Origin of the sequence: Nocardioides allogilvus, from assembly GCF_003047285.1 — a bacterium.
Lineage (GTDB): Bacteria > Actinomycetota > Actinomycetes > Propionibacteriales > Nocardioidaceae > Nocardioides > Nocardioides allogilvus.
Genome location: NZ_PZYX01000013.1, coordinates 1 through 12,581, shown reverse-complemented (window position 1 = coordinate 12,581; position 12,581 = coordinate 1). Strand labels below are relative to the sequence as shown.

Below are 12,581 nucleotides of genomic sequence, written 5' to 3'. Positions count from 1 at the left end.
GATCCTCAGCCGAGGTCCGGCCCCTTCACCTCGGTGAAGAACAAGCGCTGGCCGGGGCGCGCCTGGGCGGCCAGCCCGATGTCGGCGGCGACCACGACAGCGATCACCGGATAACCACCCGTGACCGGGTGGTCGGCCAGGAACAGCGTGGGCTGGCCCGACGGCGGCACCTGCAGTGCCCCGCAGACCATCCCCTCGCTGGGCAGCTCCTCGGTGCGCGACCGCGCCAGCGGCGTACCTCCCAGGCGCATGCCGATGCGGTTGCTCTCGGCGGTCACTTCGTAGGGCTCGCCGAGCAGGGCCCGCCGCGCGTCACCAGTGAACCAGTCGTCGCGCGGGCCCAGCACGACCCGCAGACGCAGGTCACCGGCCGCGGGCTGGCGCACCGGCGCCACGTCGACGGACAACAACGCCGCCTGCCGGTGGCCGATCTCCAGACGATCGCCGGCGGCGAGCGGAGCAGGCCCGACGGCCGAGAGGGTGTCGGTCGAACGCGAGTCGATCACGGGCCGCACCTCGACGCCCCCGCGCACGGCCAGGTAGCTGCGCAGTCCGGTCGTGGGCAGGCCGAGACGGAGCACGTCGCCGTCCGGCACCCAGAACACGGAGTACGGCGCCACCGCGCGCCCACCGACGCTCATCGGGCACGGAGCGCCCGTGACCGAGACCCAGGCGCCCCCGTGGGCGCGCAGCTGGAGGCCGCCGAACGTGACCTCGAGCGTCGCCGCGCGCTCGGCGTTGCCGACGAGGCGATTGGCGAGACGCATCGCCGCGACGTCCGCTGCGCCCGACTGTCCGACGCCCAGCGCCGCCAGACCGGGGCGACCGAGATCCTGGACCGTGGTCAGGGGGCCCGCGTCGAGCACCTCGATGCTGTTCATGACGCCTCCAGGAACTGGACCCGGGCGCCGGGCAGCATCAGCGCGGGCGGGTCGCGGTCGAGGTCCCAGGGTCGGACCTCCGTGTGTCCGATCAGCTGCCACCCACCCGGCGACTCCCGCGGATAGACGCTGGCGAACTCGCCGGCCAGCGCCACCGCTCCGGCCGGCACCCGGGTGCGCGGCGTGCTGCGGCGCGGGACGCGGAGTCGCTCGTCGCCGCCCACGAGGTAGCCGAAGCCGGGAGCGAAGCCACAGAACGCGACCGTCCACTCCCGGCCGGTGTGGGCGTCGATGACACCGCGTTCACCCAGCCCGGTGAGGCGACCCACCTCGGCGAGGTCCTCACCGTCGTAGTGCACCGGGATCTCGACTCGTCCCGCATCGGGCCGAGCCCCCCGCCGGGGCGTGGTGCGTCGCACCGAGCGCGCGACCTGCCCGACGTCGGTCGACCCCGGATCGATGCGCAGCAGCAGCGTGCGCGCCGCCGGCACCAGGTCGATGACACCGTCGGGGGGATCGTCGACGAGCGCGGTGTAGAGCGCCAGCACCTCGTCCAGGTCTGTCAGCTCGACCAGCAGCGCCGTGTCGGCGCAGGGCAGCAGCCTCACGGCCGTGGTCCCTCGACGAAGGGAGTGATCTGCACCCCCGCCTCCTCGAGCCCGCGGCGAACGGCGGTGGCCATCTGCACGGCTCCGGGACTGTCGCCGTGCACGCACAGGGAGCCGGCGTCGACAGCGATCACCGAGCCGTCCACCGCCTCCAGCTGCCGCTCGGTGGCCATCCGCACGCACCGAGCGGCGACCAGCGCGGGGTCATGAAGGACCGCGTCGGGCTCGCGCCGCGAGACCAGCGTGCCCTCCGGGGTGTAGGCACGGTCGGCGAAGGCCTCGGCGACCACGGTCAGCCCGGCCTCCTCGGCGAGGCGCAACCACACCGAGCCGGGCAGGCCCAGCACGGCGAGGTCGGGGTCGTATCGCCGTACGGCATCGACGACGGCAGCCGCCTGGGCCTCGTGGTGCACGATCGTGTTGTAGAGCGCGCCGTGCGGCTTGACGTAGCTGACCCTGGTCCCCGCGACGCGGGCGAACGCCTCGAGGGCGCCGATCTGGTAGAGCACGTCGTTGGTCAGGTCGTGCGGTTCCATGTCGATGAACCTGCGCCCGAAGCCCGCCAGGTCGCGGTAGCCGACCTGCGCCCCGATCACGACGCCGCGCTCGGCTGCCCGTTCACACGTCCGCCGCAGCACGGTGGGGTCGCCGGCGTGGAAGCCGCAGGCGATGTTGGCGCTGGTGACGACGTCGAGCAGTGCGTCGTCGTCGCCGAGGCGCCACTGGCCGAAGCCCTCACCGAGGTCGGCGTTGAGGTCGATGCGCACCGTCCTCAGCCCCACAGCGCGCTGATGCCGCCGAGCGACTTCCAGCCGAGGTAGACGGTGAGCATCCACACCAGGATGCCGATCACCAGGAGGTACTTCGGATAGGCGTAGCCCTTGAGCAGGTCGCCGGAGCGGCGGGCGGCCGCCCACAGGATGATCGCGAGGCCGACCGGGAGGATGAGCCCGTTGAGCGCGCCGGCGAGCACGAGCAGGGTGACCGGTGCCTTGCCGAGCGCCAGGAAGGCCACGGCGCAGACGGTGATGAAGCCGACCACCAGCAGGTTGCGCTGCTCGCGCAGCCGGCCCATGAAGCCGGCCATGAACGAGACCGAGGTGTAGGAGGCGCCGATGACCGAGGTGATGCTGGCGGCCCACAGGATGACGCCGAAGATGCGGACGCCGACGTCGCCGAGCGCGTGCTGGAAGGCCGAGGCGGGCGGGTTGTCCGTCGCGAGGACGGCGCCGCCGGCCACCACGCCGAGGACGGCGAGGAAGAGCAGCGCGCGCATGATGCCGGTGACGATGATCCCGGTGACGGAGCCGCGGGTGATCATCGAGATGTGCTCGGTCCCGGTGATGCCGGAGTCGACGAGACGGTGGGCGCCGGCGTAGGTGATGTAGCCGCCGACGGTGCCGCCGATCAGGGTGGTGATGATCAGGAAGCTCACCTCGTCGGGCAGGACGCTCTGGCGCAGGGCCTCGCCGACGGGCGGGTCGGACACGATCGCGACGTAGAGCACCATCGAGATCATCAGCACGCCGAGCACGACGACGATCCGGTCCATCGCGACCCCGGCGCGCTTGCTCAGGAAGATGGCCACGGCGATGGCCGCCGAGATCGCCCCACCGAGCTTCACGTCCATGCCGAACATGGCGTTCATGCCCAGCGCGGTGCCGCCGATGTTGCCGATGTTGAAGACCGCGCCGCCCAGCACGACGAGGACGGCGAGGACGTAGCCCGAGCCGGGGAGCACCTTGTTGGCGAGGTCCTGGGCGTGCAGGCCCGAGACGCCGATGACGCGCCACACGTTCAGCTGAACCGCGATGTCGACCAGGATCGACACGACGATGGCGAAGGCGAAGGCTGCGCCGAGCTGCGCGGTGAAGACGGTCGTCTGGGTGATGAAGCCCGGACCGATCGCGCTCGTCGCCATCAGGAACATCGCGCCAAGGAGAGCGCCCCGCCCTGCTGCCGCGGCCGGCCGCCTGGGCTGCGTTGCTGTTGCCTCGTTGTCCATGTCGGTGCCTTCGGTCGAGGATCCCGGTGCTGAGACCGGCGTCACACCACGATGAGGGATTGTTCAACAATCTGTCAATACCCTCATCGGCCTACACTGCGCAGGAGACACCGCCACAGCGGTGCGAGGAGCGTGGAAGGGGTGGGTCCGGTGGCAGCAGCGAACGGGTCGGACGGATGGATCGAGGCACTCGGCGCGGAGCGTACGGCGCTGGGTCGCGCCAGCACCGCCGCGCGCGTGGCCGACGTGCTGCGCACCCACGTCACCGAGGGCCTGCTCGCGCCGGGCACCCGGCTCTCGGAGGAGGACATCTGTGCTGCCCTGGGGGTGTCGCGCAACACGCTGCGCGAGGCGTTCCGCCTGCTCACCCACGAGCGGCTCCTGGTGCACGAGTTCAACCGCGGCGTGTTCGTGCGCAAGCTGAGCGTCGACGACGTCCGCGACCTCTACCGCTTCCGCCGGATCGTGGAGTGCGGGGCCATCGCCCGGGCCGGCGGGCACGGGCTCGACGACGTCCGCGCCGCCGTCGAGGCCGGGGAAGTGGCAGCTGATGAAGGTCGCTGGGCCGACGTCGGCACGGCCAACATGCGCTTCCACCAGGCGATCGCCGCACTGGCGGGCAGCGCCCGCATCGACGAGTCCATGCAGCACGTGCTGGCCGAGCTCCGCCTCGTCTTCCACGTCATGGCCGCACCGCAGACCTTCCACCAGCCCTACCTCGCCGACAACCGGCTGATCCTCGAGCTGCTCGAGTCGGGCGACCTCGCCGGGGCCGAGCGAACGCTGGCGGGATATCTCGACGTCGCCGAGGCGCAGCTGGCCGACGCCTACGACGTCGGTGCCCGGGGCTAGGCTCGCGAGTCGATGAGCATCGAGGAGCTGTACGGCGACGCCGACCGCGAGCGCCTGGTCGCGGAGCCGCCCAAGCGGGTGGACGCGCCGGTTCGCACCGCCTTCGAGCGCGACCGCGCCCGAGTGGTGCACGCAGCGGCCTCGCGGCGGCTCGCGGCCAAGACCCAGGTGGTCGGCCCGCAGTCCGACGACTTCGTGCGCAACCGCCTGACCCACAGCCTCGAGGTCGCCCAGGTGGCGCGCGACCTGGCCCGGGCGCTCGGCTGCCACCCCGACGTCACCGAGACCGCGGCGCTCGCCCACGACCTCGGCCACCCGCCCTTCGGCCACAACGGCGAGCGCGCGCTGGCCGGGCTGAGCCAGGACTGCGGCGGTTTCGAGGGCAACGCCCAGACGCTGCGGCTGCTGACGCGGCTGGAGGCCAAGACGTTCGACGAGTCCGGGTCGGTGGGCCTCAACCTCACCCGCGCCACGCTCGACGCGTGCACGAAGTACCCATGGACCCGGTCACTGGCGACCGACCCCGGGGGAGTGCACGCCGACGGCACCCCGCGCTTCGTGGTCAAGTTCGGCGTCTACGACGACGACCGCGCGGTCTTCGACTGGCTGCGGCAGGGGATCGCCGGCACCCGCAAGTGCCTCGAGGCGCAGGTGATGGACCTCGCCGACGACGTGGCCTACTCCGTCCACGACGTCGAGGACGGCATCGTCGCGGCCCGGCTCGACCTCACCCGGCTCGACCTCGACGCGCTGTGGGAGACGGTGCGCGCGTGGTACCTCCCCGACTGCGACGACGCGGAGCTCTCGGCGTCCCTGGCGTCGATGCGCGCCCAGGCGAGCTGGCCGCAGGCGCCGTACGACGGGAGCCGGCGCTCGCTCGCCGCGATCAAGAACCTCACCAGCGACCTCATCGGCCGGTTCTGCGGCAGCGTGCAGGCGGCCACCTTCGCCGCGTCCGACGGCCCCTTCGTCCGCCACCGCGCGGACCTGGTGGTGCCCCGGGAGACCGAGATCGAGATCGGCATCCTCAAGGGGATCGCCGCCCACTACGTCATGCAGGCCCAGGACCGGGTCGACCTGATGGAGCGCCAGCGCACCCTGATGGCCGAGCTGTTCGAGGCGCTGTGGGCGCTCGGCCCCGACGGGCTCGACCCGTCCTTCGTCGAGGACTGGCACGCCGCCGGGGACGACTCGGCCCGCCGCCGGGTGATCGTCGACCAGGTGGCCTCCTACACCGATGCGCGCGCGACCAACCGGCACGCCGAGCTGACGCGCTGACGGTGGGCTGCGGGCTCAGGGCAGGTTGCCCTGGGGGTAGGGGTTGTCCTGGAGGGCCACGTTGTCCGGGTTGAGCTGTGACTCCAGGTCGGCGTGCGAGCCGGACGGTCGCACCTTGTCGGCGGCCGCTCCGGCCGCCGAGCTCACCTTGTCCTTGACGACCGGGGCCTGCGCCCGAGCCGTCTCGGTGGCGTGGTGCGCGGCGTCCTGGACGCGCGGGTCCTGCTTCACCTTCGTGGCCAGACCGGCGATCTGGTCGTAGCGGCCGCGTCCGGCGCGGGCGCCCAGGACATAGCCGACTCCGCCGGCTGCGAGTAGTACGAGCTTCTTCATGGCATTGCTCCCTGTGGTGTTCGTTGAGGTGGTCAGCGGCGGTGACGGCGCAGGGCGACGAGGGCGACAACGACGGCGACCAGCGCGCCGGCCGCCGCGACGACCTCAGGTCGTGGCTTGCCGTCCGCGGTGGTGGCCCGGTCGCGCGCCTCCGCCGCTCGAGCCCGGGCATGTGACTTCACGTCGAGCTTGGCGGTGAGCTGGTCCACCGTCTCGGCGAGCCCGAGGCGCTGGGCCTCGATCTCCGCCTCGAGCTGGGCGGGGCTCTTCTGTTCAGACATGGCGGTTCCCCTTCACGACGTTGAGGTCCTCCTGGAGCCCGGCGATGGCCAGCTCGGGCTTCGGCGGTCCGGCGGCGGCCACCTTCTTCTTGCCGACGAGGCCGGCGATCGCGGCCGCGACCAGCAGCACGCACGCCACGACCAGCGCGGCCAGCCAGGCGTCCAGCACCAGGGCGAGCGCAAGCACCGCTGCCGCGACGAGCGTGGCGAGGGCGAAGAACCCCAGCAGCCCGGACACGCTGAACATGCCGATCCCGAGCCCGGCGGCCTTGCCCTTCTGGGCCACCTCGGCCTGCGCGAGCCTGATCTCGGAGCGGATGAGCTCGGGGACCTGCGTGGTCAGCTGGTGGACCAGCGCCCCGAGAGTCTGGTCGTCTCCGGTGTGGTGGGTCATGAGATCCACAGTGCCAAAGTCGGCGCGCGGAATCGAATGTCCTCCGCCCCTACGGGTGGGGGTGGGCGCCCGTAGACTCCGCCACGTGGCAGGCAGGATCCGCGAGGACGACATCTCAGAAGTGCGCGAGAAGGCACGCATCGACGACGTCGTGTCCGGCTATGTCACCCTCCGCAAGGCCGGCGGCGGCTCTCTCAAGGGGCTGTGCCCCTTCCACGACGAGAAGTCGCCCTCCTTCCACGTCACGCCCTCGCGCGGGTTCTTCCACTGCCTCGCTGGTGAGACCCGGGTCCTGACGAGTGAGGGGATCCAAGAGATTCGCGACCTCGCCGGGGGCATCCATCGGGTTCTCGGTGCCAACGCGCAGTGGGTTGATGCGCCCTTCAAGTCGTACGGCGTCCAGCGGCTCCACAAGATCACGGTGACGCGCAACCAGCAGGTCAAGGAGCTCTACGCCACCGACGGGCACCGCTGGTTCATCCGCTCGGGCAAGGGGCTCAAGAACTCCAAGGAACTGCTGACGTCGGACCTCAAGGCCGGCGACACCTTGGTCACCAAGTTCCCGGGCTCCAAGATCCGTCGCTCGCGACCGTCCCCATTCGGAGTCGCACACGGATTCACGTTCGGCGACGGCACTCGTTCCGGCACCGGCGCGATGGCACTCCTGTGCCCGCCCAAGGACGCAGTGATGCTCAAGTGGTTCCCGCAGTGCCACACCAGCAGCTCCGGTCCCAACCTCTTGGTCCACGATCTGCCCGCATTCTTCAAGGAGCTGCCGTCTCTCACCGAGTCGGTGTCGTATCTCTACGGTTGGCTCGCCGGCTACTTCGCGGCGGACGGGTGCGTCGCAGCCGACGGCACGGTCATCCTCAATTCCGCAAAGAAGGAGAACCTCGAGTTCGTTCGCGACGTCTGCACTCGCCTGGGGATCGCGACGTACGGGATCACGACCCAGTCCCGGGTGGGATTCGAGGGCCGCGACCCCTCGGACCTCCACCGGGTGCACCTCGTCTCCCAGGACCTGCAGGAGAACTTCTTCCTGATCGACGAACACCGAGAGCGCTTCGTCGCGACCACGAAGGCATATGCGCGTCGCGGTTGGGTCGTCCGGTCCGTCGAGCCGACGGATCGCGTCGAGGAGGTCTTCTGCGCCGAGGTACCGGAAGGCCACGCCTTCACGCTCGAGGACAACATCCTCACGGGCAACTGCTTCGGCTGCCAGGAGGGCGGCGACGTCATCGCCTTCCTCATGAAGATCGACGGCCTCAGCTTCGGAGAGACGGTCGAGCGCCTCGCCGACAAGTACGGCGTCCAGCTGCGTCGCGAGGACGGCGACGGTCCGCCGGAGCGCCCGAGGGGGCCGGCCCGCGGCCGCTTGATCGAGGCCAACAAGATCGCCCAGGAGTTCTACGCCGGCCAGCTGGAGACTGCCGACGCCGTCGCTGCCCGCGACTTCTTGACGCAGCGCGGCTTCGACAAGGACGCCGCGGCGACCTTCGGCCTCGGCTTCGCGCCCCGCGACGGCGAGGCGCTGGCCAGGCACCTGCGAGGGCGCGGCCTGACCGACGAGGAGTCGATCGCTGCCGGGCTGGTGGCCTCCGGCCGATCGGTCTACGACCGCTTCCGGGGACGACTGCTGTGGCCGATCCGCGATGCCAGCGGCGACACGATCGGCTTCGGCGCTCGGCGCATCTTCGACGACGACAAGATCGAGGCGAAGTACCTCAACACCTCCGAGACGTCGATCTACAAGAAGAGCCAGGTGCTCTACGGCATCGACCTCGCGCGCCGGGACATGGCGCGCTCGTCGCAGGCCGTCGTGGTCGAGGGCTACACCGACGTCATGGCCTGCCACCTCGCCGGCGTCCCGACGGCCGTCGCGACCTGCGGCACCGCCTTCGGCGACGACCACGCGCGGGTGCTGCGCCGCTTCCTGCACGACCACGAGGAGTTCCGCGGCGAGGTCATCTTCACCTTCGACGGCGACTCGGCCGGGCAGGCAGCGGCGCTCAAGGCCTTCAACGGCGACCAGAACTTCGTCTCCCAGACCTACGTCGCGATCGAGCCCGAGGGCCTCGACCCGTGCGACCTGCGGATCCAGAAGGGCGACGCGGCAGTGCGCGAGCTCGTCGCCAAGCGGCAGCCGCTCTACCGCTTCGTGCTCACCAACGTCGCCTCCAAGTACGACCTCGACCGCGCCGACGGCCGGATCGATGCGCTGCGCGAGGCGGCCGGCCTGGTCTCGAGCATCCGCGACAAGTCGAAGGTCGACGCCTTCGCCCGCGAGATCGCGGGCATGCTCGGGGTCGACGTCGACGATGCGCGCTCCGAAGTCCGCCGTGCGGCCGCGCGGGCCTCTCGCCCGCCCGCCGATCGGCGTACGCCGCAGGCAGCCCACGGATCCGCCGAGCCCGCCGCTCCGGCCCGGCCCCAGGTGCCCAGTCTGCGCGACCCCCGGTTCGCCATCGAGCGCGAGACGCTCAAGATCGTCATCCAGCACCCGGCTTCCGTCGGTCGCGTCATCAACGGCGTCGGACCCGACGACTTCAGCCACCCGACCTACCGCGGGGTGTGGGAGGCCGTGGCCGCCGCCGGTGGCCCGGCCGCCGGTGTCGAGGACCAGGGGTGGAGCACCCGCGTGCGGTCCTCCGTCGCCGATCCGGCTGTCTCCTCGGCGATCAGCGAGCTCGGTGTGGAGCCGGTCCTGACCCCGAGCGCACCGACCGCGACCTATGTCGCCATGCACGTCTACCGCCTCCAGGAGCTCACCACCATGCGGCGCATCGCCGAGCTGAAGTCGCGCCTGCAGCGCACCAACCCGGTCGAGCACGCGGCGGCGTACAACAAGATGTTCGGTGAGCTGGTCGCGCTCGAGCAGTACCGCCGCAACCTGCGCGACCAGCAGGTGAAGACCCAATGAGGTCGCTGGTGAGGTCGTTGCGCAGGACGCCGGCTCCGCTCGCCGTGCCGGCGGGGGAGCGCGTGCTCGCCTCCTGCGAGAGCGTCGACGGGGTCGTGCTCGCGGGGACCCGTGACGCCTTCTACATCGGCTCCGACCCGGTCGTGCGGGTGCCGTGGGAGCGGGTCGAGGCCGCCGACTGGGACCGCGACGGATCCGCCCTCCGCGTCTCGCTGGTCGGTGCGTGGGGCGAGGAGAAGGTCGTCCACTCCCACGCCCTCACCGAGCCGGGACGACTCCTCGAGCTCGTCCGCGAACGCGTCACGGCCAGCGTGGTGCTGCAGCGGCACGTGCCCCTGGCAGGGCGCCGCGGCGTCCGGGTGATCGGTCGCCGTCCGTCGCGCGGACACGGCGAGATCGAGTGGTTCTTCGAGTACGACGAGGGCGTGGACCCCGACGACCCGGCCGTTGCCCGGGCCTCCGCGGCTGCGCTGGCCGCGGCCCGTGCCGACGTGGGTCTCTAGATGCACTCCTGATTTCTCACCACCCGATCGGACTTGCTAAGGTTTCACCCGCTGCACAAGCGATCCCCTGTAGCTCAACTGGCAGAGCATTCGGCTGTTAACCGGAGGGTTATTGGTTCGAGTCCAATCGGGGGAGCACCCAGAAACGGCCCGTGACCTGCGGAAACGCAGATCGCGGGCCGTTTTGCTTGTCCCGTGCATCGGCTATGCATCGTTCAGTGCGCTCGACTCGCCACGAACGAAGCTCGGAGGGCGGGACCAAATCGAGGTCCCTCGTAGGCAGTGCTCACGGCGCAGCGCGTGTCGCTCACCACAAGCGGATGGCTTGTCGGCTTGGACACGCCCGAAGTCCGAGACCCTGACTGTCGGTGCCTCGTGTCAACATGTTGAGATGATGCTGAAGCTCTTGGACCAGTTCCGCGACGTGGACTCGACGGAGGGCGAGGGCAAGACCTCACGACACTCGCGTCGACTCCTACGTGAGGTCGAGATCGGCTTCAACTGTGCCGACGCGGCGGCCGACCAGCTCACCGACGACCTCAACGCTGCTCGCAAGGAGAGCGCCGCCCTGGAGGGCGACGACGGCACCCGATGGGTAGTCGGAACTCACAGCCACTCCAACACCAACGGCGGGGCGTGGCACTTCACCGTCGCACTACGCGAGGTCGAGGAGGTGCGCGCGGAGCGCCTAGAGTTCCTCGGGCTCACGCTCACGCCATCGCATTACGACGAGCGCGACGCCACCGGGGACCGCACGCTCATGATCGTCACAGAGGTCGCGCCGAGTTTCGAGGACAGCGAGACGCTCGAGCACCACATCATCGAGCAAAGGTTGCGGAACGAGGGTGAGACCACCCACTACTTCGACCTGCGGCGGATCGGAGTGCAGGACGAGCCCCTGCAGGTGCGCTTCGGGCGATGCCTGTGGCAGAAGGGCGAGGGCGGGGCTCGCCGGCACCTGCTGGTCTTCGTCGCCGCTGACGATGACGACGACGAGACTCGCCGCGGGTTTGTCGGCCTCGACGAGCCCCGCAGCACGAACGCAGCGCGTGTGGCGCTGCAGGGTCGTGAAATCGTCGAAGCCATCATCGACGAGGTCGCCCTTGCGGGCATCCTGCCGCAGGAGGCAATAGAGCGCATCCGGCAGCGCGGCGAGTCAGCGTGGGATAAGCGCTTTCGCGACCTCAGCGAGACAAGCGATCTGTCCCTGTTCCATTAGGCGGCGGGGGACTTACTCCCGATCGCGCCCCCCGCGAGGTCTCTCCTGTGCCACCACGCGGATCCGCCGCAGGCAAAGGCGTGCCGTAGTCGTCACCCCGAGTCGGGTGAGTCACCGGTACCCTCCTCAGCCCGCGGGCGATCGGCCATCTCGGTTGCCACCTGCCTACGCCACGTCTGAATGGGGCCGCCCCGCTCGATCTTGCCAAGCGCGTCGAATACCTCACCGTTGATCCACTGCATTCGGACTGGCGGCGCTTGATCCAGGTAGCGGACCTTCGCGACAGCCCAGAGGGCATCCATCAAGATCAACGAGACGTGCGTGAGGAGCGCTGCCTCCTCTGGGCTGAACCAGCGGGTGACGTGATGCCAGGTGTAGCCGGTCTTGGCCTTGCCCTCCCGCTCCAGGTAGACGTCGTTGATGCCGTTGGCGCCAACGACGCCCCGCTCGTTGATGACGCGCGCGGAGGGTGCCGCCGGGTCGAACTCAGGCTCATCCGGGTTCTGGGCGGCAGGGACGAAGTGGATGGAGGCGGTGCCGCCGATCATCGTCAGCCCGTGCTTAGCGGCGTTGTACAGGGTGCTCTGCGAGTTGAGCCGAGCTGCAAGCATGCGGATGAGGCGGATCGCGTTGTCACGGTGCTCGATCCATTCTGGCGTGGGCTCCTTCGGCACCCCGCCCATGAGCACCTCAGCGATCCGGGCGGTCCGCTCCTCCGACCAGGACGACTTCGCAAGCTCCGCAACGGCGACCCGAAACGCTCCGTGATCCTTCTGAGCTGCAATCTCAAGCCACGGGCACTCCGGCCGACCCTCGTGGGCCAGCACCATCCGCAGCAACGCCTCGACTGTGTGATGGAACAGGACCTGGGATTCGGTGGCGATGAACCGGGTGCGGGCGGCGTCCTCGTAGCCCTCTGGCATCTCGGCATTGCCCTCGTCGTCGCTTGCGATCCAGAGTTGGCCCCACAGGATGCCGTTTCCGGCCGCATCGACCAACGCCTCGGGCTTCGCCGCTCGGAGAGCCAGCAGCGTCAGTCGATCGCGGAAGTACGTGCTCGGGGTGTTGCCCGAGTAGAACTCCTCGTTCAGTTGGTGAAAGCGTCGATCCTCTTGCATACCGGGACAGTAGGCGACGGCCCCGACAGGAAGCTCCCGATCTGGCGCTCTCGGTTGCCGATGGGCTCGCGGAACGACCCGGTGCGGGATCCTGGGTCAAGTCCCAGGTAGTGGTGTAGCGCTGCGTTCTCCTTCGTTGGTGGTTCAGGCGGTGAGTGCGGGCAGGTCGTGGGCTCCGATCTCGGGTTC

At 70.1% G+C, this 12,581-nt stretch carries 13 protein-coding genes, 1 tRNA gene and 1 pseudogene; 7 read left to right on the top strand and 8 right to left on the bottom strand.

Annotated features, from left to right (window positions below; genetic code table 11):
• Positions 1-5 precede the first annotated feature (5 nt).
• Genes C9J87_RS16425 through C9J87_RS16410 form a run of 4 tightly spaced genes read right to left on the bottom strand, consistent with a single transcriptional unit; the run spans position 6 to position 3,494 of the window.
• The gene (locus C9J87_RS16425) at positions 6-881 is read right to left on the bottom strand and encodes a 5-oxoprolinase subunit C family protein (protein ID WP_010832574.1); all 876 of its coding nucleotides are present in this window, start codon (positions 879-881) and stop codon (positions 6-8) included.
• Entirely contained in the window at positions 878-1,489 is a 612-nt protein-coding gene (locus C9J87_RS16420) for a 5-oxoprolinase subunit B family protein (protein WP_010832575.1), read from the bottom strand. The genes C9J87_RS16425 and C9J87_RS16420 overlap by 4 nt, the downstream gene beginning before the upstream one ends.
• Positions 1,486-2,250 (bottom strand): LamB/YcsF family protein, encoded by a 765-nt coding sequence (locus C9J87_RS16415; protein ID WP_198017015.1) that lies wholly within the window; start codon positions 2,248-2,250, stop codon positions 1,486-1,488. The genes C9J87_RS16420 and C9J87_RS16415 overlap by 4 nt, the downstream gene beginning before the upstream one ends.
• Positions 2,251-2,261: 11 nt before the next feature.
• Positions 2,262-3,494 (bottom strand): NRAMP family divalent metal transporter, encoded by a 1,233-nt coding sequence (locus C9J87_RS16410; RefSeq protein ID WP_107706108.1) that lies wholly within the window; start codon positions 3,492-3,494, stop codon positions 2,262-2,264.
• A 150-nt stretch (positions 3,495-3,644) separates the two neighbouring features.
• Between C9J87_RS16410 and C9J87_RS16405 the strand changes: the two genes are divergently transcribed.
• Both C9J87_RS16405 and C9J87_RS16400 read left to right on the top strand, forming a co-directional pair.
• Complete coding sequence (locus C9J87_RS16405; protein ID WP_036492548.1) at positions 3,645-4,346, top strand: GntR family transcriptional regulator; 702 nt, start codon at positions 3,645-3,647, stop codon at positions 4,344-4,346.
• 12 nt (positions 4,347-4,358) lie between these two features.
• Positions 4,359-5,624, top strand: coding sequence for a deoxyguanosinetriphosphate triphosphohydrolase (locus tag C9J87_RS16400; protein ID WP_010832579.1), 1,266 nt, complete (start codon positions 4,359-4,361; stop codon positions 5,622-5,624).
• 15 nt (positions 5,625-5,639) lie between these two features.
• On the opposite strand, the gene C9J87_RS16395 is transcribed toward C9J87_RS16400, so the two are convergent.
• Genes C9J87_RS16395 through C9J87_RS16385 form a run of 3 tightly spaced genes read right to left on the bottom strand, consistent with a single transcriptional unit; the run spans position 5,640 to position 6,632 of the window.
• Positions 5,640-5,957, bottom strand: coding sequence for a hypothetical protein (locus C9J87_RS16395; protein WP_010832580.1), 318 nt, complete (start codon positions 5,955-5,957; stop codon positions 5,640-5,642).
• 32 nt (positions 5,958-5,989) lie between these two features.
• Complete coding sequence (locus C9J87_RS16390) at positions 5,990-6,238, bottom strand: DUF3618 domain-containing protein (RefSeq protein ID WP_010832581.1); 249 nt, start codon at positions 6,236-6,238, stop codon at positions 5,990-5,992.
• Positions 6,231-6,632, bottom strand: coding sequence for a phage holin family protein (locus C9J87_RS16385; RefSeq protein WP_107706076.1), 402 nt, complete (start codon positions 6,630-6,632; stop codon positions 6,231-6,233). The genes C9J87_RS16390 and C9J87_RS16385 overlap by 8 nt, the downstream gene beginning before the upstream one ends.
• An 85-nt stretch (positions 6,633-6,717) precedes the next feature.
• Here C9J87_RS16385 and C9J87_RS20320 point away from each other — a divergent pair.
• The 5 genes and pseudogenes from C9J87_RS20320 to C9J87_RS16365 form a co-directional block, all read left to right on the top strand.
• A pseudogene (locus C9J87_RS20320) lies at positions 6,718-6,960 on the top strand (CHC2 zinc finger domain-containing protein); the annotation flags it as partial.
• A 327-nt stretch (positions 6,961-7,287) separates the two neighbouring features.
• Complete coding sequence (dnaG, locus tag C9J87_RS16380; protein WP_332871077.1) at positions 7,288-9,552, top strand: DNA primase; 2,265 nt, start codon at positions 7,288-7,290, stop codon at positions 9,550-9,552.
• Positions 9,553-9,560: 8 nt separating this feature from the next.
• Positions 9,561-10,055 (top strand): hypothetical protein, encoded by a 495-nt coding sequence (locus C9J87_RS16375; RefSeq protein WP_198652383.1) that lies wholly within the window; start codon positions 9,561-9,563, stop codon positions 10,053-10,055.
• 63 nt (positions 10,056-10,118) lie between these two features.
• A tRNA-Asn gene (locus C9J87_RS16370) sits at positions 10,119-10,191 on the top strand.
• Positions 10,192-10,449: 258 nt separating this feature from the next.
• A complete protein-coding gene (locus C9J87_RS16365; RefSeq protein ID WP_156887176.1) occupies positions 10,450-11,274 on the top strand; it encodes a hypothetical protein in 825 nt (274 codons plus the stop codon).
• A gap of 92 nt (positions 11,275-11,366) precedes the next feature.
• On the opposite strand, the gene C9J87_RS16360 is transcribed toward C9J87_RS16365, so the two are convergent.
• Entirely contained in the window at positions 11,367-12,392 is a 1,026-nt protein-coding gene (locus tag C9J87_RS16360) for a hypothetical protein (protein ID WP_010832586.1), read from the bottom strand.
• Positions 12,393-12,581: the final 189 nt, after the last annotated feature.

Coding starts and splice junctions, on each gene's coding strand:
- C9J87_RS16425 (WP_010832574.1), bottom strand. CDS start 881: ATGAACAGCATCGAGGTGCTCGACGCGGGCCCCCTGACCACGGTCCAG.
- C9J87_RS16410 (WP_107706108.1), bottom strand. CDS start 3,494: ATGGACAACGAGGCAACAGCAACGCAGCCCAGGCGGCCGGCCGCGGCA.
- C9J87_RS16400 (WP_010832579.1), top strand. CDS start 4,359: ATGAGCATCGAGGAGCTGTACGGCGACGCCGACCGCGAGCGCCTGGTC.
- C9J87_RS16395 (WP_010832580.1), bottom strand. CDS start 5,957: ATGAAGAAGCTCGTACTACTCGCAGCCGGCGGAGTCGGCTATGTCCTG.
- C9J87_RS16390 (WP_010832581.1), bottom strand. CDS start 6,238: ATGTCTGAACAGAAGAGCCCCGCCCAGCTCGAGGCGGAGATCGAGGCC.
- C9J87_RS16385 (WP_107706076.1), bottom strand. CDS start 6,632: ATGACCCACCACACCGGAGACGACCAGACTCTCGGGGCGCTGGTCCAC.
- dnaG (WP_332871077.1), top strand. CDS start 7,288: ATGGCACTCCTGTGCCCGCCCAAGGACGCAGTGATGCTCAAGTGGTTC.
- C9J87_RS16365 (WP_156887176.1), top strand. CDS start 10,450: ATGCTGAAGCTCTTGGACCAGTTCCGCGACGTGGACTCGACGGAGGGC.
- C9J87_RS16360 (WP_010832586.1), bottom strand. CDS start 12,392: ATGCAAGAGGATCGACGCTTTCACCAACTGAACGAGGAGTTCTACTCG.